The 22,807-nt window shown below is 52.0% G+C and carries 17 protein-coding genes and 1 riboswitch; of the genes, 15 read left to right on the top strand and 2 right to left on the bottom strand.

Annotation, left to right across the window (positions count from 1 at the left end; translation table 11 throughout):
- Positions 1-746 precede the first annotated feature (746 nt).
- The 7 genes from cobI to NST99_RS09285 all read left to right on the top strand — a co-directional run bounded on the left by cobI (position 747) and on the right by NST99_RS09285 (position 7,928).
- Positions 747-1,439, top strand: a complete 693-nt coding sequence (cobI, locus tag NST99_RS09255) for a precorrin-2 C(20)-methyltransferase (RefSeq protein WP_341097596.1) — start codon at positions 747-749, stop codon at positions 1,437-1,439.
- Entirely contained in the window at positions 1,436-2,239 is an 804-nt protein-coding gene (gene cobM, locus NST99_RS09260) for a precorrin-4 C(11)-methyltransferase (RefSeq protein WP_341091228.1), read from the top strand. The genes cobI and cobM overlap by 4 nt, the downstream gene beginning before the upstream one ends.
- Positions 2,232-3,347 carry a cobalt-precorrin 5A hydrolase gene (locus tag NST99_RS09265; RefSeq protein WP_341091229.1) on the top strand — a complete coding sequence of 372 codons (1,116 nt, stop codon included), beginning with the start codon at positions 2,232-2,234 and terminating at the stop codon, positions 3,345-3,347. The genes cobM and NST99_RS09265 overlap by 8 nt, the downstream gene beginning before the upstream one ends.
- On the top strand, positions 3,340-5,088 hold the full coding sequence (locus tag NST99_RS09270) for a cobyrinate a,c-diamide synthase (protein ID WP_341091231.1): 1,749 nt from the start codon (positions 3,340-3,342) through the stop codon (positions 5,086-5,088). Before NST99_RS09265 ends, NST99_RS09270 begins: the two co-directional genes overlap by 8 nt.
- 220 nt (positions 5,089-5,308) lie before the next feature.
- Complete coding sequence (locus NST99_RS09275; protein ID WP_341091233.1) at positions 5,309-6,190, top strand: ROK family protein; 882 nt, start codon at positions 5,309-5,311, stop codon at positions 6,188-6,190.
- 208 nt (positions 6,191-6,398) lie between these two features.
- Positions 6,399-7,415, top strand: coding sequence for an HRDC domain-containing protein (locus NST99_RS09280; protein WP_341091234.1), 1,017 nt, complete (start codon positions 6,399-6,401; stop codon positions 7,413-7,415).
- A gap of 216 nt (positions 7,416-7,631) precedes the next feature.
- A complete protein-coding gene (locus NST99_RS09285; RefSeq protein WP_341091235.1) occupies positions 7,632-7,928 on the top strand; it encodes an immunity 53 family protein in 297 nt (98 codons plus the stop codon).
- A 96-nt stretch (positions 7,929-8,024) separates the two neighbouring features.
- Here NST99_RS09285 and corA read toward each other — a convergent pair whose 3' ends face one another.
- Positions 8,025-8,960 (bottom strand): magnesium/cobalt transporter CorA, encoded by a 936-nt coding sequence (corA, locus tag NST99_RS09290; protein WP_341091237.1) that lies wholly within the window; start codon positions 8,958-8,960, stop codon positions 8,025-8,027.
- 425 nt (positions 8,961-9,385) lie between these two features.
- Positions 9,386-9,519: riboswitch (SAM riboswitch) on the top strand.
- Between the two features lie 118 nt (positions 9,520-9,637).
- Between corA and metA the strand changes: the two genes are divergently transcribed.
- From metA to NST99_RS09310, 4 genes are all read left to right on the top strand, one after another.
- Positions 9,638-10,555: a homoserine O-acetyltransferase MetA gene (gene metA, locus NST99_RS09295; RefSeq protein ID WP_341091239.1), complete on the top strand. Its 918-nt coding sequence runs from the start codon at positions 9,638-9,640 to the stop codon at positions 10,553-10,555.
- Positions 10,556-10,620: 65 nt separating this feature from the next.
- Positions 10,621-11,799 carry a PLP-dependent transferase gene (locus tag NST99_RS09300; RefSeq protein ID WP_341091240.1) on the top strand — a complete coding sequence of 393 codons (1,179 nt, stop codon included), beginning with the start codon at positions 10,621-10,623 and terminating at the stop codon, positions 11,797-11,799.
- 235 nt (positions 11,800-12,034) lie between these two features.
- On the top strand, positions 12,035-13,171 hold the full coding sequence (gene mqnC, locus NST99_RS09305) for a cyclic dehypoxanthinyl futalosine synthase (protein ID WP_038588354.1): 1,137 nt from the start codon (positions 12,035-12,037) through the stop codon (positions 13,169-13,171).
- A gap of 266 nt (positions 13,172-13,437) precedes the next feature.
- Positions 13,438-17,817 carry a bifunctional 2',3'-cyclic-nucleotide 2'-phosphodiesterase/3'-nucleotidase gene (locus NST99_RS09310; RefSeq protein ID WP_341091241.1) on the top strand — a complete coding sequence of 1,460 codons (4,380 nt, stop codon included), beginning with the start codon at positions 13,438-13,440 and terminating at the stop codon, positions 17,815-17,817.
- Between the two features lie 176 nt (positions 17,818-17,993).
- Here NST99_RS09310 and NST99_RS09315 read toward each other — a convergent pair whose 3' ends face one another.
- On the bottom strand, positions 17,994-18,176 hold the full coding sequence (locus NST99_RS09315; RefSeq protein ID WP_341091242.1) for a transcriptional regulator: 183 nt from the start codon (positions 18,174-18,176) through the stop codon (positions 17,994-17,996).
- Positions 18,177-18,368: 192 nt separating this feature from the next.
- Between NST99_RS09315 and NST99_RS09320 the strand changes: the two genes are divergently transcribed.
- The 4 genes from NST99_RS09320 (at position 18,369) to NST99_RS09335 (ending at position 22,752) form a co-directional block, all read left to right on the top strand.
- Positions 18,369-19,211, top strand: a complete 843-nt coding sequence (locus NST99_RS09320; protein WP_341091243.1) for an SPFH domain-containing protein — start codon at positions 18,369-18,371, stop codon at positions 19,209-19,211.
- 12 nt (positions 19,212-19,223) lie between these two features.
- A complete protein-coding gene (locus NST99_RS09325; protein WP_038588362.1) occupies positions 19,224-19,394 on the top strand; it encodes a toxin-antitoxin system HicB family antitoxin in 171 nt (56 codons plus the stop codon).
- A gap of 522 nt (positions 19,395-19,916) precedes the next feature.
- Positions 19,917-21,854, top strand: a complete 1,938-nt coding sequence (thrS, locus tag NST99_RS09330) for a threonine--tRNA ligase (RefSeq protein ID WP_341091244.1) — start codon at positions 19,917-19,919, stop codon at positions 21,852-21,854.
- A gap of 310 nt (positions 21,855-22,164) precedes the next feature.
- Entirely contained in the window at positions 22,165-22,752 is a 588-nt protein-coding gene (locus NST99_RS09335; RefSeq protein ID WP_445745020.1) for a 3D domain-containing protein, read from the top strand.
- The last annotated feature ends 55 nt before the right edge of the window (positions 22,753-22,807 follow it).

Below are 22,807 nucleotides of genomic sequence, written 5' to 3' on the forward strand. Positions count from 1 at the left end.
AGCGACGTTATTTTATCAATGAGCCATAGTTTTCCAAGTAAACGGACCCCAGCGCCGCTATTTCCTCGCTTGGGCTGTATCATGGAGATAAATGATGCGAATAACGTCTCTGGAGTCCGAGAAGAGCGAAAAACAACAAGAAATCTGCAAATAGCGCCTCTCCAGTCCGCGTAGCTACCAGTTGCTCGGATCATAAGCGATGGACCAAGCATTCTGTGCCAGTCCTCCCCTTGAGAAACTGAGTGCTGCATCCAGCAGCTGCAAGGGAATCAACTGACTATCGTCCGGATATGCAATCGGCAATCTAAAGCGAAGCACATGGAATATTATTCCATATCTGATTTGTCACTACCAGATTTAGTCACTACCAGATTTAGTCACTAATAGCTTCAGTCCATACGTGCACCCGTGCGTGCCAATCTGAACTCTTGTATGCATTCCTGAGCCGCAAAATGCCATGCCGTACATACACGAAACTGTCGCAGCATAAATCCCCTCCTGCCATAGGTAGTGATGACCAAAGGATATATCCAAGTAAACATACAGCTCAATAAAAGGAGAAACTGGAGATGACAAACAATCAAGCGGAACCGCAGCTAGTACCCTCAAGCGGGCAGAATATTGCCGGTGAAGAGACAGCCCAAGCGATGGCCCAAACGGCTATGGAAGAGTATGAGTTTATTGACGGCCAGCTGGAGGCCGAGAATGTAATTGAGTCTAACGCTGCCTTGCTGGCTGTAGGTACCATGTATGGAGTGGGTGTCGGTCCCGGGGACCCGGAGCTGATTACGGTCAAAGCCTGCCGTCTGCTGAAAGAATGTCCGGTGATCGCCTATCCGGCTGCCAAAAAAGGCGGCAAATCCTATGCCCAGGAGATCGTCGACACCTATGTAAATGAGGACGAAAAGGTCATGCTGGGACTTGTGTTTCCAATGACCAAGGACCCTGTGCAGCTGGAGAACGGGTGGCGCTGGACTGTAGAGCTGTGCTGGAATGAGCTGCGCCTTGGCAATGATGTTGCTTTTGTGACGGAGGGTGACCCCAATCTGTACAGCACCTTTATTCATCTGGCCCGTTTAATGCAAGAGCAGCATCCCGTTGTGCCGATTATATCGGTTCCCGGAATTTCTTCGGTGCTGGGTGCTGCTGCGGCACTCGAACAGCCGCTTGCCGACGGTGACCAGCGGGTGGGTATCATTCCGGCTACCGAAGACCGTGAGGCGCTGAAGGAAGCGCTGCTGCATCATGATACTGTAGTGTTCCTTAAGGTGGCGAAGGTGCTTGATCTGGTGCTGGAGGTGCTGGATGAACTGGGTCTTGGAGGAAAAGCGTCCGTTGTCACCAAGGTGACTTCTCCCTATGAGACCGTCTGGCGGGATGCCCGCGAGCTGCGCGGCTCGGATCTGGAGTATTTGAGTCTGATGGTGGTGAGCAAATGACGGAAGCACAGCTGGAACCTAAGGTCTACATCGTCGGGGCAGGACCCGGCGATCCAGAGCTGATTACCGTTAAGGGCAGCCGTATTCTGCGCTCGGCCGATCTCGTATTGTACGCCGATTCGCTGGTCAGTGAAGAGCTGATCTCCAGCGCGAAGCCCGGTGCTGAGGTGCTGCAAAGCTCAGGGATGGATCTGGAGCGACAGGTGGAGCTGATGGCAGAAGCAGTGCAGGCCGGCAAAAGCGTAGCCCGTGTGCACACAGGCGACCCCTCGATGTATGGAGCGATCCTGGAGCAGATGTCGCTGCTGAAGCTGTGCGGCGTCGGCTATGAGATCGTGCCGGGTGTCAGCTCTGTTTTTGCCTCAGCGGCGGCGCTTGGCGCGGAGCTGACGGTGCCGGAGCTGACGCAGACGGTCATTCTGACCCGTGCCGAAGGACGTACGCCCGTGCCCGAGCGCGAGCAGCTGCGCCGTCTGGCCAGCCATCACTGCACGGTGGCACTGTTCCTCAGCGCTTCACTGGCCGGACATGCGGCGGAGGAATTCCTCGCCGCCGGGTGGAGTCCGGACACGCCTGTAGCTGTGGTCAAACGGGCCACCTGGCCGGATCAGCAGATTCTGCGGACAACGGTAGAGAAACTGGAGGCTGACCTGCGTGAAGCGGGCATTACGATGCATGCGATGATTCTGGCCGGCTGGGCACTGGATCCCGGGCTGGTCGACTGTGATGCTCACCGCTCAAAGCTGTACGACAAGACGTTTACCCACGGCTGCCGGGAAGGGACCGGCAATCATGGATAAGAAATATGCGGCTATCGCCATTACACGTAACGGCATTAAGCTTGCACTGACGCTGGGGGAGCAACTGAGCGGTACCGAAGTGTTCTGCTACGCCAAGTACAGCGGGGAGCTTGAAGAGATACCGGGGGAACGCCGGATATTTGCTGAGCCCCTAAAAGAGCTGCTGCCGGTTCTATTCCGACGTTATGAGGCTTTGATTCTTTTCTTCTCGCTTGGCGCAGCGGTAAGATTAGCTGCGCCTTTACTGCAGGATAAAAAAACCGACCCCGCCATCATCGTGATTGACGAACGCGGAGAACATGTAATCAGCATGCTCTCCGGTCATTTGGGCGGGGCCAACAGGCTGACGCTGCAGATTGCCGGGCTGCTGGGCAGCCATCCCGTGATCACAACCGCCTCGGATGTTCAGGGGACGTTCGCGGCGGATTTGCTCGGCCGTGAATTCGGCTGGCGGCCGGAGAGCTTCACACACATGAAGGCGGTGAGTGCCGCCTTGGTGAACGGCGAGCGGGTAGCCTTCCTGCAGGAGCATGGGGAGTGCGGCTGGCTGCACCCTGGAGCGGCATTGCCCGAGCATGTGCAGCTCTGCGGGGATATGGCTGAAATGCGCGCGGCTTCCTTCAGCGCAGCAATTGTTGTAACCGACCGGCTGCTGAAAGCGCCGGAAGCGGCGGCTTTGCCGGAACGGACCGTAGTGTACCGTCCGCGCAGCCTGGTGCTCGGCTTGGGCTGCAACCGCGGCACTTCGGCGGCGGAGCTGGAAGCGGTGGTGGCGGAAACCCTTGCACAGCTGGGGCTGTCTCTCCTAAGCGTGCGAAACGCGGCCACTGCCGGGATCAAAGGCGATGAAGCCGGCCTGCTCGCTTTGTGCGCCAAGCACGGCTGGGAGCTGGCTTTATATCCGCCGGAGCAGCTGAATACGGTTCCGCTGGACCAGCCGTCGGAGATCGTATTCAAGGCGACCGGAGCCTATGGTGTTTGCGAGCCTGCAGCCCTTTTGTCTTCAGGTGCGAAGGATTTGCTTTTGCCCAAGAAAAAAAGCGGCAATGTGACGATTGCTGTGGCCAGGGTTATTTTTGACAGAGGGGAGGCAAATGCAGATGTATGAGCGGGAAGGAGACGGGCTTCCGTTGCAGCGGCGTGCCCGCATCCTTGTAGCCGGTACAGGTAGCGGTTCGGGAAAAACGACGGTAACACTTGGGCTGATGCGGGCGTTTGCCCGGCAGGGACTGAATGTACAGGGCTTCAAATGCGGCCCGGATTACATTGATCCGGCCTATCATGCCGCTGTCACCGGACGTTCACCCCGGAATCTTGATTCATGGATGACCTCAGGCGAGTATTTGCTGGAGTACTTTCTGCGCTCCTCAGCGGAAGCGGATCTTTCGGTGATCGAAGGGGTCATGGGGCTGTATGACGGCAAAGAAGCGACAGGGCTAACCGGCTCAACCGCCGAGATCGCCATCCTGACAGACAGTCCGGTATTGCTGGTGCTTGATGTCCGCAGCATGGGCCGCAGTGCGGCGGCAATAGTGCTGGGCTTCCAGCAGCTGGAGCCGCGCGTACGTATTGCCGCGGTTATTGTAAACCGCTGTGGGAGTGCCAGCCATTACCAGACGGTGAAGGCGGCGATTGAAGCCGCCTGCGGAATTCCCGTGCTGGGCTGGCTGCTGCGGGATAGCGGGCTCGACATTCCGGAGCGGCATTTGGGCCTGCTGCCTGCCGTTGAGCGGGGGGAGCTGGAGCCCTTGTTCGACCGTGCCGCCGATCTGCTGGCGGAGGGCACCAACCTCCCGGCGCTGCTGCAGCTTGCCGGAGCAGCGCCCCCGCTGCGGCATCCGCTCCTCTTACCGGAGATCTCGCTGGCAGAAATCCCCCCGTTTGGCAACCCGTCACAGGGCGGGACGTCCGCTGAAGACTACCCGGCGGCGGCGTCCGGTTGCCTGCGTGAAGATCAACCGGCAGGCATCGCGGAAACGAGATTGCCAACTAATCCTGCTCCCGATTTGCACCTTTCCGGGGGTGTGGTAGGTGAACGGGGAGCGGCTTCCGAGCGGCCAGACCAGCCGACAACCGGCAGCGAATCTAAGGCGGGATCCCATGCCGTATCTCCAAACAGCCATCTTCCCATCCCTCCGTCACTTGCGTCAGCCAGCCACGAGCCGCCAGTTCACCCCATCCCTCCGTCCTTTGAACCAGCCGGCTACCGCCCGTTTCTTGCCGTTGCCCGTGATGCGGCATTTAATTTCTATTACACCGACAATCTGGAGCTTTTGATTCGCGCCGGTGCAAGACTGACTGAATTCAGCCCGCTGCGCGGCGAGGGCATTCCGCCGGATGCGGACGGAATCTATATCGGCGGCGGGTTTCCCGAAGAGTTCGCTTCCGTGATTGCGGGGAACAAGGCTTTCCTGAACGGCATCCGGTCAGCTGCGGCGGACGGAATGCCGCTCTATGCCGAATGTGGCGGCTATATGGTACTGGCACGCAGTCTGACCGACCGCAGCGGGAACTTGCATGAGATGGCCGGGATTATTCCGGCTCATACGGTTATGCAGGAGCGTCGTGCGGCGCTTGGTTACCGGGAAGTTACCGCGATCCGGGACTGCCTGCTGCTGCTGCAGGGAGAGACGCTGCGCGGACATGAATTTCATTACTCCGTCATGAGTTATGACCATGGAGAGCCGAGGAACTTTGCGTATGAGAGCAAAGGGAGGGGCGGCAGCCAGCCGGAAGGTTATGTAAGCGGCAATGTGATGGCAGCTTATGCCCATATTCATCTGGCTTCTTATCTGCCGGCCGCCGCACGGTTTGTCGCAGCATGCCGGGCCTATCATGAACGTAAGTAAGCCAGATATTTACCAGCTGTGACAAAGGACAAAACAGCAGCTCCGTTAAACAGGGGATAGCGTGTGATGTCCTTTTTTTTCGGAAAACAGAACTATGTCAACCGCTTGTCATAACCCTGCAACCCACGTATAATAAAGGCAAGAGAGCGCTTTAATATTATATAACTACCGGTAGAGCCGGTTAACGGCCAGCCGTTCATGGAGAAGGGGGAACACTGCAGTGAAATTGTTGGGAGCGATTGAAGCAGGGGGAACGAAGTTTGTATGCGGAGTGGGGAATGAGGACGGGACGATAATCGACCGGGTCAGCTTTCCAACGACAACGCCCGAAGAGACGATGGGACTCGTGATCGACTATTTTGGCAATAAACAAGTCGGCGCCATCGGCATCGGCTCATTTGGACCCATTGATCCGGTGCCGGGAAGCCCTACGTATGGATATATTACGACGACTCCGAAACCTCACTGGGGACAATATAATCTGGTAGGAGCCGTAGGCGGACAATTCAATGTGCCGATCGGTTTTGATACGGATGTGAATGGAGCAGCGTTGGGTGAATACAAATGGGGAGCAGCTCAGGGGCTGGACAGCTGTCTTTATATTACCGTTGGCACAGGCATCGGGGCCGGGGCAGTGGTCGGCGGTGAGCTGATTCACGGCTTATCTCATCCTGAAATGGGGCATATTCTGGTGCCGCGCCATCCGGAGGACAACTTTGCCGGCTTTTGCCCTTATCATGGGGATTGCCTGGAAGGCCTGGCCGCAGGTCCGGCGATCGGCAGCCGTTGGGGCCAGCCGGCAGGCGAGCTGCCTGCGGATCACCCGGCCTGGGCCATGGAGGCCCATTATCTGGCGCATGCACTAATGAATTATGTGCTTATTCTGTCTCCGCAGAAGATCGTTATGGGCGGCGGTGTCATGAAGCAAAGTCAGCTGTTCCCGTTAATCCATGCCAAGCTGCAAGAGCTGCTGGGAGGTTATGTGCAGCATCCTGCGCTAAATGAAGGCATCGGCAACTATGTTGTTTCACCACAGCTCGGAGACAATGCCGGACTGTCCGGAGCGCTTGGATTAGCCAAAATGGCATTGGACAGAGCCTAACACAAAAAGAGATTGACTGTTCGGCAATCTATGGTATCCTAGGATTTAACAGTATAGCATTTAAGAGGGAGCACCTCTTTCACGTTCAGCGTGAGAGAGGTGCTTTTTGTGCGTTCAAGGGTCTGTATAGCAGCCGTGCTCTATAGATCGGAAGCTCCGGCGTTGACGCGATCATGCTTGCTGTAAGACGAGGAAGGTAGGGATCGGGATGCAGATCGTATTTATGAACCGGTTGTCGAGAATGTCAGGGGCAGACCAGGAGGCGTTTGCCCAGCTATGGATTGGCGAGGAAGAAGGCATTTGGAGTCTGGGCTGGCGCGATTTTTCCGGTGCCGAGGAGCTGAGCGACAACATTTGGTATGAGGGCGGCTCATGGAATGAGATGTTATGTGTATACAGGCATGAGCTGGCGGTAAAGATGGGGGACGGCTACCGTCCGTTAATCGACGGTGCATTCCATGAAGAAGAGGGTCTGAACAGCCGTAATCAGGAGCAGCTCAAGCTGCAGCATTACAGCGAACAGCACGCCAACGAAGCCATTTATGAGGAGCTCTGCGCCTGGCGCAGGGGCAGAGCATCCAGTGAACGCAAAGCGCCTTATATTCTGGCCAGTAACCGTCTGCTGCGGATGCTTAGCGCATTTCTTCCCCGCACGCGGGAGGAACTGCTGCAAATCCCGGGGGTCGGCGAGGGTAAGGCTTTGCAATACGGGGCCGAATGGCTGAACATTACTTCGGGAGCTTCGCGTGATCACAGTTATCCGCTGAGCTGGGTCAACGAGGCTGTTGAAGAGGAGGCCTTCAGCTCATGGCTTTATAAGCAGAAAGAGCTTAAGTACAAGAAACAGCTGGAACGGCTGCGGCTGCGGCGCATAGTGCTACAGGGAATTGAAAACGGCCTGGGAATGGAACAGCTCAAAACGACGAGCGGCGTTAGCCGCCGTGAAGTGCTCGAAGCGGTAGAAGAACTGGAGAAGGACGGATATTCCGTGGAGAAGCTGATTGAGCTGGAACTACAGGGAATCTCACCAAACGAGCAGGACAGTATATGGACCGCCTATGAACTGTTGGGCGATTCATTCCTGAAGCCTGTGCTGTATAAAGCGTACGGAGAGGAATTTTCACCTGTCGAAGGGCTCGATATGTATTATGAACGGCTGCGGCTGATCCGGATCCGTTTCCGGCGCGGTACGGAGAACGGAGTGGAAATGGCTACGGGGTTTTAGAATAAGGCTTTCGATGCCAAGGCGAAATGGAGTTGCCTAAGCGAAAGAATTGTAGCTAAGCGGGATTCCTCCCTTGCAGGAGAGAGTTCCGCTTAGGTTTTTTTCGATTTGTATTACAAAATATGCAAACAGGGTAATGGACATTAACCTTTAGGCAGATGATCAAAGGGAATTTGCGGATTGCCGCTGAACATATTCTGGATTGGAGCTGTATATATGAATGTTTTACAATGGCTTGAAGAGTGGTATTCACGGCAATGTGACGGAGATTGGGAACACAGCCAGGTTGTCAGTATTACGACACTTGATAATCCCGGGTGGTCTGTTGACATTTTTTTGGGAGGAACCGAACTGGAGGATAAAGGTTTTGAACTGCTGAATATTGACAGGTCGGATGTCGACTGGGTATACGGCAAGGTAAGCGATAATATTTTCCAGGGAAGAGGAGGAGTGAACAATTTAGAAGAGATCCTACAAATATTTCAGCAATGGGCAATGCTTAACGAAGATTAGAATAGATGCTATTCAGCTTCTTCTGAACAAAAAGACGAAGGCTTCCATTCCCTTGCGGTAACGGTGCCTTCGCCTAGCGTATTCGTCCGTTGTTGTTCATAGCCAATCCTTTTTGCGGAAAACAAACAGCATCCCGCAGCCGAGCGTCACCATAACGGCAATAACGCCATAGTAGCCGTACTCTGAATGGGTCTCGGGAATATTGTCAAAGTTCATCCCGTAGATCCCGGTAATTACGGTCAGCGGCATGAATATCGTTGTAATGGCTGTAAATACTCTCATAATTTCGTTGGCACGGTTGGCAATACTCGATTGGTACGCCTCGCGTAAGTTGCCCATAAGATCGCGGTAGGTCTCGAAGGTTTCAGAGATTTTGACCGCATTTTCATAAATGTCGCTAAAATACTTCTGCAGCTGGTCATCAATCAGGCGGAGGTCTTTTTTATTTAGGGTGTTGATAACCTCTTTCTGCGGTCCAAGCATCTTCTTCAACCAGAGTATTTCGCTGCGCAGACCGATAATCTCGCTAAGATGCGATTTCTTGGTATGCATAAGGATATCCTCCTCCAGCTTCTCAATCCGCACTTCAATCCGGTCGCCGACGGAAAAATAGTTATCCACGACAGTGTCGATCAGATGGTACAGGAAGCGGTCCGGCTCGCTGACCTCCTGCTCCCACAGGATGGGTTTCAGCACACGCAGTTCATGGATCTTTTGTTTGGTGACGGTAATAATGTAATGTCTGCCGAGAAACACGTTCAGTGCACGAAGGAAAATCTCCTCGTCATCGAAACGGATGCTGTTGACAACTATAAAATAATGGCTTTCATAAATTTCAATCTTCGGGCGCTGCTCCTCTTCGCTGAGGCAATCCTCAACGGCCAGGTCATGCAGATTGTATAAGGGCTGAAGCAGCTCCAAATCCTCAATATCCGCATCAATCCAGTAGAAGCCCTCTGTAGGGGCTGTCAGTGTTTCTTCAATATCCTCAATAGTTGTAAAAACTCCTGCGTTCACCTGCCGAATTTTCATCTGATTCACTCCTTCTGTCCCCAGTCTTCTCCAGGGATATGCTAATTAAAGCACAGAGAAAAAAATCAGCTTGGCCGGTGGTACAATCAACGAATAAGGCCAAATGACGTTTCGAGAGCATGAAGAAGAACTGCTCCCGCCGCCGGCAAGCTGATGTTAATCCTGTGTGGTAGCTCACTTTGCACGCTTAACTGCGCACCCGGGTCGCCTTCCATTCTTCTCTCACCTCTTCTTTTCGTCATTTATAGTATGAAACACTTGTCTAGTATAACGCCGGGGTATGCCTCTTTCAAGCAAAATTCTTTTCACTTTCAGGGGCTCTTTAGCATTGTATGGGCTTGACGAAAAGGAGGTTCATGATTTAAAGTGAATTTTAAGAAAAACAACGTTTGACATTTTAGATTTTTCTAACTGAATACAGCTAAATCTTATCAAGAGCAGGTGGAGGGACTAGCCCGATGAAACCCGGCAACCGGCGTGTGAACGCACGGTGCTAATTCTTGCGGAAGCTTTGCAGGGGATATTTGAATCCCGGCAGAAGTTCTCTGGCAGATGAGAGAGGCGCATATGACTGCAAATCTATGACCTTTCTCGCCCGAGAAAGGTCTTTTTTGGTTGTATTTTAAACACAAGCCGTATTAGCGGCACTCAAATTCAGTTAAGGAGTGGACACAACAATGCCAATTAAAATTCCCGACAGCTTGCCGGCCAAAGAGGTATTATCCGGGGAGAATATCTTTGTAATGGATGAAAGCCAGGCCTTCCACCAGGACATCCGCCCCTTGAGAATCGCTATTCTGAATTTAATGCCGACTAAGGAAACAACCGAAACGCAGCTGCTGCGCCTAATCGGAAACTCGCCGCTTCAGGTTGATGTGATTCTGCTGCATCCCAGCTCCCATACCTCCAAGAACACTTCGGCAGAGCACTTGAAGAGCTTTTATAAAACCTTTGACGAAATCAGCCACCGCCGTCTGGATGGATTAATTGTTACCGGCGCCCCGGTAGAACAGATGGAGTTCGAGGATGTGAACTACTGGGAAGAGCTGAAAGAAATCTTCGAATGGAGCAAACACAACGTTACTTCGACCATGCATATCTGTTGGGCTGCCCAGGCAGGACTGTATCACCACTTTGGAGTGCACAAGGTTAGCTTGGACGAGAAATGCTTCGGAGTTTTCCCGCACACCCTGAGCCATAATAACGTCAAGCTGCTGCGCGGATTTGACGAAGTGTTCCATGTTCCACATTCCCGCCATACCGACATATCCCGTGAGGATATCCTCGCTAATCCGGATCTGCAGATTCTGGCCGAATCGGAGGAAGCCGGAATTTATCTGGTAGCGACACATGACGGCAGACAGATTTTCGTTACCGGTCATTCTGAATATGATCCTTTTTCCCTCAAATGGGAGTATGACCGGGATGCAGCCAAGGGGATGGATGTCGCACTGCCGAAGCATTACTATCCAAAGGATGATCCGCAGCGCACACCGCCGGCCGTCTGGCGGGCCCATGCCAACTTATTGTTTGCCAATTGGCTCAATTACTATGTATACCAGGAGACCCCTTACGATATTGGTCCGATTATTTAAAAGAGAAGACGTTAGCTGCTTCACACCATATAGAAATGATTACACCACATTTAGGAGGCTTACAGATGGACGAGAAACTTAGGATTGAAAGCAGACTGGCGCAAATTGGCTCACAGGAAGATCCCGCTACAGGGGCAGTAAATTATCCGATTTATAATGCAACGGCATTCCGCCACCCTAGACTCGGACAAAGCACAGGTTTTGACTACAGCCGCACCAAAAGCCCAACCCGCTCCGTGCTGGAAGAGGCGGCTGCGGAGCTGGAATCAGGAGACGCCGGCTTTGCCTGCAGCTCCGGGATGGCTGCGCTGACCACAGTGTTTGCACTGTTCGGGCATGGTGACCATCTGGTGGTCTCGCTGGATCTGTACGGGGGCACATACCGGCTGCTGGAGCGGATTCTGTCCAAGTACGGGATCACAGCCTCCTATGTGGATACAAACGATCTTGATGCGCTGGAAGCGGCGCGCCTTCCGAATACGAAGGCTGTATTTATTGAAACCCCGACCAATCCGCTGATGATGATTACGGATGTGTCAGCCGTGTGTACGTGGGCCCGCCGGCAAGGACTACTCACAATCGTAGACAATACGCTGCTTACCCCGTTCTTCCAGCGTCCGCTGGAGCTCGGCGCGGATATTATTGTCCATAGTGCCACCAAATATCTGGGCGGCCATAACGATGTCCTTGCGGGTCTTATCGTTACCAAGGGCACCGAGCTGTCGGCAGAAATGGCCATTCTGCATAACTCTCTGGGTGCCGTACTTGCACCAAATGACAGCTACCAGCTGATGAAAGGCATGAAGACGCTGGCCCTGCGTATGGAGCGGCATGAGAGCAATGCGCTGGAATTGGCTCATTATCTGCTGGAGCACCCGGCTATTGCAGAGGTATTCCATCCGGGGTTGCCTGATCACCCGGGCTACGAAATTCAGAACCGCCAGTCCTCGGGCAACACCGGGATCTTCTCCTTTAAGGTAAAAGACGCCAGATATGTGGAGCCGCTGCTCCGCCATATCCGCCTGATCGCCTTCGCCGAAAGCCTGGGCGGTGTCGAGTCGCTGATGACCTATCCGGCGGTGCAGACCCATGCCGACATTCCGGTCGAAATTCGCGATGCCGTAGGCGTGGATGACCGCCTGCTGCGCTTCTCTGTCGGAATAGAGCATGTGAATGATCTGAAGAGCGATCTCAGCCAGGCGCTGGAAGCAGCGCGGATCGAGCTTGAGGAAGCTGCGAATTAAAGAAAAGCAGACGGATGATAAAGGTACCGGCAGCAGCGCCGCTTGATGGCTCTGCTGTTTTTTGCTCTTATTAGGAATGTAAAAACATGCCTGCCTCGGCTGAGGAATCACGTGTACGCAAAAAGTTTCTCAAGCCGCCCGGATTGTGATACGATGAAGAAACGAGCTTATTCAAATGTTATACAAATTTAATTCATCCATCATACTAAATGGGCTTAAGAGGAGGCTGCGAACGATGAGTGCGATAGATCTTATTCTGGATAAGACGCTGAAGGGCGAACGTCTTCAATTGGAGGACACTATCCGGTTGTTCGAGAGCAACGAAATTGAGAAAATGGGCGCTGCCGCAGATATTATTATGAAACGCTGGCACCCGGACCCGCTGGCCACATTCGTGATCGGCCGCAATATTAACTACACCAATGTGTGTGATGTGTACTGCCGCTTCTGCGCATTTTACCGCAGACCCGGATCCGAGGAGGGCTATGTGCTTCCCGATGAGACCATCTATCAAAAAATTGCCGAAACCATAGCCGTAAACGGCACGGAAATCCTCATGCAGGGCGGCACGAATCCGAATCTGCCGTTCAGCTACTATACGGATCTGCTGCGTGGCATTAAGCAGCGTTTCCCGGAAATTACGATGCATTCCTTCTCTCCGGCGGAGATTATGAAGATGAAGGAAGTGTCCGGCCTTTCTCTGGAAGAGGTAGTGCGGGAGATTCATGCCGCAGGACTAGATTCGCTGCCAGGCGGTGGAGCGGAAATTCTTGATGACCGTACCCGCCGCAAGATCAGCCGGCTGAAAGGCTCCTGGCGCGAATGGATGGACGTCATGCAGACCGCACATAAAATCGGCATGAACACGACCGCAACGATGGTTATTGGCCTGGGAGAGAGTATGGAAGAGCGCGCGCTTCATTTACTGCGTGTGCGTGAAGCTCAAGATGAGTGTATCGCCAATAAATATGACTCCGAAGGGTTCCTGGCCTTTATCTCCTGGACATTCCAGCCGGACAACACCAACCTGAAGCTGGACAGACAGACGCCGGAGGAATACCTGAAGACGGTAGCCATCAGCCGCCTTGTGCTGGATAATATCAAGAACTTCCAATCCTCCTGGGTAACGATGGGGCCTGAGGTTGGCAAGTTGTCCCTGCAATACGGCTGCAATGATTTCGGCAGTACAATGATCGAAGAGAACGTGGTTTCCTCAGCGGGTGCGACCTACAAGGTCAACATCGAGTCGATCACCCAACTCATCCGTGAGGCGGGCAAGATCCCTGCGCAGCGTAACACACGCTATGATATTCTGCGGACGTTCGAGGATGCCAATGCGAAGATCGACAATGATTTTGTCATGCAGAACTAGGAAGCTCCGCTGATATTCTAAGTTTAATAAACCTTCATAACAATGCGTTAGAGCACCTGTCCGTGTACTTGGAATTCACGGGCGGGTGCTTTTTGCTGTGTGCCTGCGTGGTGATAACTGACCAGTACTATGTCGAATCTACTAATAGTTTAAATTTTTACAAAACTATTTAATAGATTTGATAAACTTCGACAGATTCCTTAACTTTGTCATGATACACTTTTTGCGGTCGGTATAAAGTGACAAAGTGGGAGGATTATTAACTTATGAAAGTAACAAGATGGAACAAGCCTATCGCTTCAATACTGGCGGCCACGGTTCTTGGTGCGCAAGTGTTGGGGGGGATGTTTGCAGGTTCAGTTTTGGGAGCGGAAAAGGCTGAAGCCGCAGGTGCTGCTGCAGACTCCTCGCCCACAGTTAAACTGCGGCTTATGAGCACAACGGACGTGCATACAAATGTCTATGGCTGGGACTACTTCAAGAATGTTAAATCCTTGACGGTAGGTCTGGACCGCACGGCAACATTGGTCAAAACGGCCAGACAAGAGAATCCGAACAATCTTTTGCTCGACAACGGTGATTTGATTCAAGGCACTCCGCTTGGCACTTATATGGCAACCAAATCGGACATTATGACAAAGGCGGGCAAAATTCATCCGCTGATCGCAGCAATGAACGTGATGGGCTATGACGCAGCAACCTTCGGTAACCATGAATTCAACTACGGATTGGAGTATTTGGATCGGGTAGTTAATGGAAGCAAGGAAGACAGCGAAGCTACGAATGCTGATTTTAAATATGTGAATGCAAACATTTATATTGACGACCATAATGCGGATCCTGCAGATGACGTCAATGCCTATAAGCCTTATATCATCATTCCTAAGACGGTTACTGACAGCAGCGGGCAGACGCAGACAATCAAGGTGGGACTCCTTGGACTGGTAACACCGCAAATTATGGAATGGGACAAAGTGAATCTGGAAGGCAAATATATCACCAAGGATATTGCCGAAACCGCAGAGAAGTTCGTTCCCCAAATGGAGCAAGCGGGCGCAGATGTAATCGTGGCGATGGCACATACCGGATTTGATGCATCTGCCGTGAAGGGTGATCTTTCCGAAAATGACGTCAATGCGTTGAGCAAAGTGCCGGGTATCGACGCCATCACCTTCTCCCACAGCCACAAGGTATTCCCGACCAACGGGAATGACACCCTGCTGGATGCTTCTTTTAAAGATCCCGTGACCAAGCTGCCGTACAACAACGATAAAGCGGTCATTGACAATGCAAAGGGACACATCAATAATGTTCCTGCTGTACAAGCCGGCTACGGTGGTGCATACCTGGGCATCATCGATCTCTCGGTTGTCAAAGACGGAGACAGCGGCTGGAAGGTGGATAAGGCCAACTCGGAATCCTCCACACGTTCGATCTACCGCACAGAAAACAAAGTGAACATCGCAAATGTTGCTCCGGATGCCGAAGTGGATGCGGCGGTTGCTGCCGACCATGAAGCTACAATCGCGTACACTGGCCAGAAGCTGGGCGAAACTACGGCTCCGATGAACAGCTACTTCGCTATGGTACAGGATGATCCGACAGTACAGATCGTAACCTATGCGCAAAAATGGTACGTGGAGAATTACATCGCCACCAGCGCACCGGAATACAAGGATCTGCCAATTCTCAGCGTCGGGGCGCCTTTCAAAGCGGGACGAAATGGCCCTGACGAATACACCAAAATTGATAAAGGCGATTTGACGATCCGCAGCGCCAGCGACCTCTATCTCTATGACAATACGCTGAAAGCAATTTTGGTCAAAGGCAGCACAGTCAAAGAATGGCTTGAAATGAGCGCCGGTGCCTTCAACCGTATCAAAACAGGCATTTCGACGCCGCAGTCTTTGCTTAATCCTTCTTTTGCCGTGTATAATTTCGATGTAATTGACGGAATTAAATACCAAATTGATGTGACCAAGAACGCAAAGTACAAGCCGGACGGGACTATCAATGACGCAACTTCCAGCCGGGTGACGGAAGTCACCTATAACGATCAGCCGCTGGATATGAATCAGGAATTCGTCGTTGTAACGAACAACTACCGTGCCAGCGGCGGCGGCAACTTCCCAGGTGTGAAGGACTCGGTCATGATCCTGAATTCCCAGGAAGAGAACCGTCAGGTGCTGATGGATTACATTACCACTGCCGGTACAATTGATCCAACGGCTGACAACAACTGGTCGATTGCTCCGATCAAGGGGAATGTCAACGTTACCTTTACCTCTTCACCAGCTGCAGCAGCAGTGATGACCGGGAATATTACGGATACCGGTGAGCGTGACGGACGTGATTTTGAAATTTACAATTTGAAATTGAAGGAAACCACTCCTCCGCCTACCGGGGATGTCGAGGTTCACCTTCTCGGAATCAATGACTTCCACGGCCAATTGGATACAACTTCTATGGTGGGTGATAAAAAGGCAGGTACTGCAGCTGTGCTCGCCACCTATTTGAAAGAGGCGCGCGCGAAATATCCGAATTCCCTGCTGTTCCATAACGGTGACTCCGTGGGTGCATCTGCACCGGTATCCTCGCTTGAACGCGACGAGCCGACCCACGAATGGATGAACCTGATGAAATTTGATGTGGGAACCTTGGGCAACCATGAGTTCGATCAAGGTGTTGCGGCAATGAAAACACAAATTTTCGGCGGTGTGGACCCGATAAACAGCAAAGTTAATCATGCGGGTTCGGATTTTGATTACATCAATGCTAATGCAGTTGACAGCAAAACCGGAGAACCGATCATCACGCCTTACGTTATTAAGGAAGTTGGCGGTATCCAAATCGGCTTTATTGGCGTGGTTACCAAAGCGACGCCAAGCAAAGTATCCCCTGCCGGTACGGCTGGCGTGAAATTCCTGTCAGCTGAGGAAGAAGTTGCGGCGATTGAGAAATACGCCAAGGAATTGCAGCAAAAAGGTGTGGAAACGATCATTGTACTTGCCCATGATCCCGCTACAACTAAAAATGATGTGACCACTGGCGAAGCTGCCGATCTGGCCAACGCGCTTCCGGCCAACTCGCCGGTAGACGTTATCGTAGCCGGAGATAACCATGCGCTGGCTAATGGGGTTGTGAACGGCAAGCTGGTTGTACAGGCTTACTCTTACGGCAGCGCTTTTGAAGACATCAAGCTTGTCATTGATCCTACTACCCGTGATGTGAAGAGCAAAACGGCTGTAGTTACGACCACATTCCAGGAAAATATCACACCTGATGCCGAGACTCAGGCACTGGTGAATAAGTATCTGGCGCTTCATCCGGAGCTGACTCAGCCTGTAGGCACTACAGACGGAACGATTAACCGTAACGATGCCTACACCAAGGAATCCAATCTCGGCAACCTGATTGCCGATGCGATGCGCCAAGCCGATTTCGGTGACGGCAAAGGGACTGCTGATTTCGCCTTTATGAATCCGGGCGGCATCCGCGCCGACCTTCCAAAGGGAAATGTAGCATTTGGCGATTTGGCCAAAATCCAGCCGTTCGGCAACACGCTGGTGAAGCTTACCCTTACCGGCGAACAAATCAAAACGCTGCTTCAGCAGCAGTGGAACGTTAAAGCTGATGGAACGGTAGATACAAAAACACTGCAGATTTCTGGTCTGAAATATACGGCCAATATGTACCTGCCGGTTGCTGACCGTGTGGCCAATCTTACCAAGGCTGACGGAACCGCGATCAGCATGACTCAGAGCTATACGGCAGTAGTCAACAATTTCATGGCTGCAGGTGGTGACAATTACAGCGTATTGACGAAGGCAAGCGCAACTTTGCCGGGACCTATTGACCTTGATGTGTTCTATGATTACGTTGTGAAGACATTCAAGGGCGGTGCCATTACTGCGGCGCTTGAAGGGCGTATCGTCAATAATCTTACGGCTCCTAGCACAGGGGGAGGCGGTACATTACCGACAGCAACACCAAAACCTTCTCCAACAACATCACCAAGCCCGTCGCCTAGCGCAACACCTGCGCCGGCGGGAACTTCAGCGCCTAGTGCAACGCCGGTGCCGAGTGCAACAGCGGTTCCTGTATTTAAGGATCTGGGCAAGGTAGCCTGGGCACAGGAAGCGATCAGTGCTTTGGCTGCCAAAGGCATAGTCAAAGGCCTGGACGGCAATACTTTTGCTCCGGCGAAAACTGTGACCAGAGCAGAGTTTGTAACCATGCTTGTTCGTTCACTGAACCTTAGCACGCCAGGAAGTGCAACGTTCAAGGATGTTAAGCAAGGAACCTGGTATTCTGAGCCGATCTCCATTGCGGTGAATGCCGGTCTTGTAAAAGGCTCAGGAGATAACCGCTTTGAGCCGGGACGTGTAATTACTCGCCAGGAAATGGTGATTATGATTGCGGGTGCGCTTAAAGAGCAGCTGCCTTCCGTAGACAAGACTGCGGTTTTGGCAAAGTTCACCGACAAATCCTCCATTGCCTCCTATGCGCAGGAAGCTGTTGCACAGCTGACAGAGCTTGGAATTCTGAATGGGATGGATGACGCCAAGTTTGCACCGAAATCTAATGCGAACCGTGCTCAGGCAGCGGTGATCATCTACCGCATGCTGGAGAATAAAGCATCTTAATTTCAGCTTGTACCCGGATGTTCCGCCGGCTCTCTTAGAGAGCAGCGGAACATCTTTTTGTTTATTTCCTTTATAAAAAAGGCCCATGCGGTTATGCGCATGGGCCTTCCATTGTTTACTACGAGGATTATCCGGCAGAAAATTGATCTCTGCAAACTGCTGCGGCTGCTCAGGGATTACTTCACTGCAGCTTCCCACTTGCAGCGGATGGGGGAAACAATCGCATTTTCTTTCTTCAGCTCGGTGAAGGCTTTGTCAATGGCTTTGCGTTCCAGTCCCGACAGCTTTTCCACTTCACCTGCGCTAAGCGGGTTCGGCGAAGCTTTGATAATATCCAATACCTGTTCTTTAACACTCATGTTTTCCACTTCCTCGTTTGATTTTTTGTGTATCACATTAGCTTTGCTAGATTAGTAGTATAGGAAAACATGAGGAATAATGCAGTGATATTTTTGGGGGAATAGAAAAAGTACGCGAGAAAATGGATTTACATATACAACCAAAAGTGATATCATAATTATATCAAATACATATCTAATGGAGGTATCTTTATGAAAGAGAAAACACTGCGCCCGGTCAGCGGTTTCTGGGTTGTCGCTTTAATTGTCATTTGTCTAGGCGGAGGCATTTACGGTGCGTCTCAGGAGTATGTGGCAGTACCGCTCATCCTGTTTGCTCTAGCTGCTGTGCTGTGTACGAGTATTACAGTAGTTCAGCCTAACAAGTCAGTGGTAGTGACCTTCTTCGGACAATATGTCGGAACCATTTCAAGCAGCGGATTATGGGCAGTTATTCCGTTCAGCATTCGCAAGACGGTATCGCTTCGTGTACGCAACTTCAACAGCGTCAAGCTGAAGGTCAATGATGTGGAAGGCAATCCGATCGAGATTGCCGCTGTCATTGTGTTTAAAGTGATCAATTCGGCCAAGGCGTTGTTTGATGTAGATAAATATATGGCTTTTGTGGAAATCCAGAGTGAGACGGCTCTGCGGCATGTAGCAAGCAAGTATCCCTATGACAATTTCAACGAATCAGGAATGTCACTGCGTGCCAATGCGGATGAAATTGCCAAGGAGCTGGCAACCGAATTGCAGGAGAGATTGTCTTTATCCGGTGTAGAGGTCATTGAAGCCCGGCTGACTCATCTGGCCTATTCTACGGAGATTGCCAGCACGATGCTCCAGCGCCAACAGGCATCCGCTATTCTGTCTGCCCGCCAGATTATAGTGGAAGGCGCAGTTGGAATGGTCGATTTGGCCATCCGCCAGCTTAAAGAGAGCGGAGTCGTTGAGCTTGATGAAGAGCGCAAAGCAGCAATGATCAACAATCTGATGGTAGCGATTGTGTCGGAGCGCGGAGCGAGTCCGGTCATTAACGCCGGCTCGTTGTACTAGAGGCGGTTCATCATGGCGGCCAAAAAAAGCTTTCCGCTGCGGATCGATCCTGAGCTCCATGAGGCGCTGGAACGTTGGGCGGCAGAGGAATTCCGCAGCGTAAACGGACATATAGAGTACCTGCTGCGTGAGTCTTTGAAGCGTTCGGGCCGCTTGCCGGGAAGTAAACGCCGGGAAGAATAATACAGCTTGCAGAATTTCGGGCAGGCTGCAGGCTTGACGGAAGGTGAGGACAGATTTATAATTACTCCATAATTCACGTTATCAGCTCCGACAAAGATATGGACCGTTAGCTCAGGACCGCTTCAGAGAGAGGAAACAAGGCTGCAAGTTCCTCCGGTATCCGGCTTCCGATTTACCCCTTTGTAGCTGCGGTTATGAACTCCCGAAATGCTTCTTGTTGAAGACAGCAGCTGCGGGACAGTAAGAACCGCCGGTTCATGGCCGTTATTCCCATGCTGACGAAGGATGTAATCCCGTAAATGGCTGCTTTTTAATTTAAGGTAGTTAGCCGGGAGGAATCGAATTTGGGTGGAACCACGGGTGCAATCACTCGTCCCTTTGCGGGACGGGTGTTTTTTGTGTGCGTGGATCATTCCGTTCCGAAGTAAATGCTAACAAAACTTAAGCGTATGCTTCCGAAGTAGTTTTGTACGAAGAAAACTCAAGAAGTAAATGCTAACAAAACTTTTAGGAGGAACAACAATGTCAGTAAGTATCAAGCTACCGGACGGCTCGGTCCGGGAATACGCCGATGGCAGCAGCATCGATGATGTGGCCGCCTCCATTAGCAGCGGACTCCGCAAGAATGCCGCAGCGGGCAAAATGAACGGGATTGTCGTAGATTTGTCGACTCCACTGCAGGAAGACGCGCTGGTCGAAATTGTAACGCTGGATTCGCCTGAAGGCCTTGAAGTCATGCGCCACAGTACAGCCCACTTGATGGCCCAGGCGGTCAGACGTCTATTCGGCACAAAGGAAGTCAAGCTGGGAGTAGGTCCGGTAATTGAGGATGGCTTCTATTATGATATGGATCTGGAGCATCCGCTGAATCCAGAGGATCTGCTGAAGATCGAGAAGGAAATGGATCGCATCGTTTCCGAGAATCTGCCGATTGTGCGCAAAGAGGTTAGCCGCAAGGAAGCGCTGGATCGATTTGGCGAGCTGGGCGATCCTTATAAGCAGGAGCTGATCGAAGCGCTGCCTGAGGATAGCGTGATTACTATTTATGAGCAGGGCGAATTCTTTGACCTGTGCCGCGGCCCGCATCTGCCGTCAACTGCCAAGATCAAAGTGTTCAAGCTGATGAATGTGGCCGGTGCTTATTGGCGCGGCGACAGCAAGAACAAAATGCTTCAGCGCGTATACGGCACAGCCTGGCTTAAGAAAGCACAGCTGGACGAGCATCTGCATCTTCTCGAGGAAGCTAAGAAACGTGACCACCGCAAGCTGGGCAAGGAGCTGGAGATCTTTACATTCAACCAGCTGGTTGGACAAGGTCTGCCGATCTGGCTGCCAAAGGGCGCTAAGCTGCGCAGCATTCTGGAGCGTTATATTGTGGATCTGGAAGCAAGCCTTGGCTATCAGCATGTGTACACTCCGGTGCTGGGCAACGTAGAACTCTACAAAACTTCCGGCCACTGGGAGCATTATCAGGAAGATATGTTCCCTAAGATGACAATTGACAACGAAGAATTTGTGCTTCGTCCGATGAACTGCCCGCATCACATGATGATCTATAAGAGTTCGATGCACAGCTACCGTGATCTGCCGATCCGTATTGCCGAGCTTGGCATTCAGCATCGTTACGAAATGTCCGGCGCATTGACCGGTCTGCACCGTGTACGCTCCATGACCTTGAATGACTCCCATATTTTCTGCCGCCTGGACCAGATCAAGAGCGAGTTCACACGCGTGCTTGAGCTGATCAAACAGGTGTACAGCGATTTCGGGATTTCCGATTACCGGTTCCGGTTGTCCTACCGTGATCCTAAGGATACCGAGAAATATTTCCCTAACGATGAAATGTGGGAGACTGCTCAGCGGATGCTGCGCGAGGTTGTTGAAGAAGCGGGCCTGCCGTTCTTCGAAGCAGAGGGCGAAGCCGCCTTCTACGGTCCGAAGCTGGACGTTCAGATCAAAACAGTTCTGGGTAAGGAAGAAACATTGTCCACTGTGCAAATCGACTTCCTGCTGCCGGAGCGCTTTGAGCTTGAATATGTAGGCGATGATGGTCAGAAACATCGTCCGGTTGTGCTTCACCGTGGAATTCTCGGCACCATGGAGCGTTTCGTAGCGTTCCTTCTGGAGAATTTTGCCGGTTCGCTGCCGTTGTGGCTTTCCCCGCAGCAGGTGAAGATTATTCCGGTATCCTCTGCTTTTGACGAATATGCCAAAGAAGTGGAAGCGAAGCTGTTGAAGAGTGGCATCCGGGCTGAAGTGGATCTGCGCAACGAGAAGATGGGCTATAAGATCCGTGAAGCCCAACTGGAAAAACTTCCTTATATGTTCGTCGTCGGCGAGAACGAGATGAACGCGGGATCCGTCTCCATCCGCAAGCGCGGGGAAGGCGATATCGGTGCCCAGCCGCTGCAGGAAGTTATTGATTCCCTTGCCAAAGAGATCGCCGAGCGTGTAATTTAGTCACCTGATATGAACCTCTGTCATAAGCCCCGTGAAGCCGGAAGCTGGTGCTTCATGTATAAAATTTTGTGAAACGGGAAACCTTCGCTAATAGGGGGAGGTTTAACAAATGAACAAAATGGGCTTATGTCAGAGGTTTTGGTGTCTATTCGTTACCATCGTGCTTATGCTGGCTGCTGCGGATATCTATCCGGATTATGGACGCAAGTCGGTTGAGGCGAGCGGGACGGGAGACACTGCCAATCCGCTAAACGTCCGTACAACGGAGTCAGAGGCTTCTCAAAATACAAAGGTTTCAGATGATATTACAATGATCTCCAGCGGAGCATCCTCACTAGGCGGCGCCTCAAGATCAACACGTCCTGCCGCAATACAGGCGCCTCAGCCTGCGGAAGGAACGGAGGGGCGCAAGAGGAACAATGCTGCTTCCAAGCAGCCGGCCACCGTGCCTGTAGCTGCCCCAGCGCCCGAGCAGATCATCACTTCGCTGAAGGTTATGGCAACCGGCTATACGGCCGGATTTGAGTCTACAGGCAAAACCTCGAAGCATCCGCAATACGGGATCACGTATTCAGGTGTCAAGGTACGCAGGGACAAAAATGCCGTCTCCACCATCGCAGCCGACCCGAAGGTTCTGCCGCTGGGCAGCATCCTTTATATTCCGGGTTATGGCTACGCTGTTGTTGCAGATACCGGATCGGCGATTAAAGGACGGAAGATTGACTTATATTTTTCCACTACCAAGCAGGTGTATAAGGAGTGGGGCAAAAAATCAGTTGTGGTTCAGCTCATCAAACGCGGTAATGGAAAATGCACGGAAAGCATGCTGAAGAGTCTCAGCCGGGCGATCCAGACTTACAAGACCGTTCCTCAAGACCTGCTGGAGGAAATCGTTTAAAAGCAATTACAGACGTTTGGCAGCTTGATGTTTTTTTCACTTGGGTATGCATAAT

Origin of the sequence: Paenibacillus sp. FSL L8-0470 (genome assembly GCF_038008625.1) — a bacterium.
Lineage (GTDB): Bacteria > Bacillota > Bacilli > Paenibacillales > Paenibacillaceae > Paenibacillus_AQ.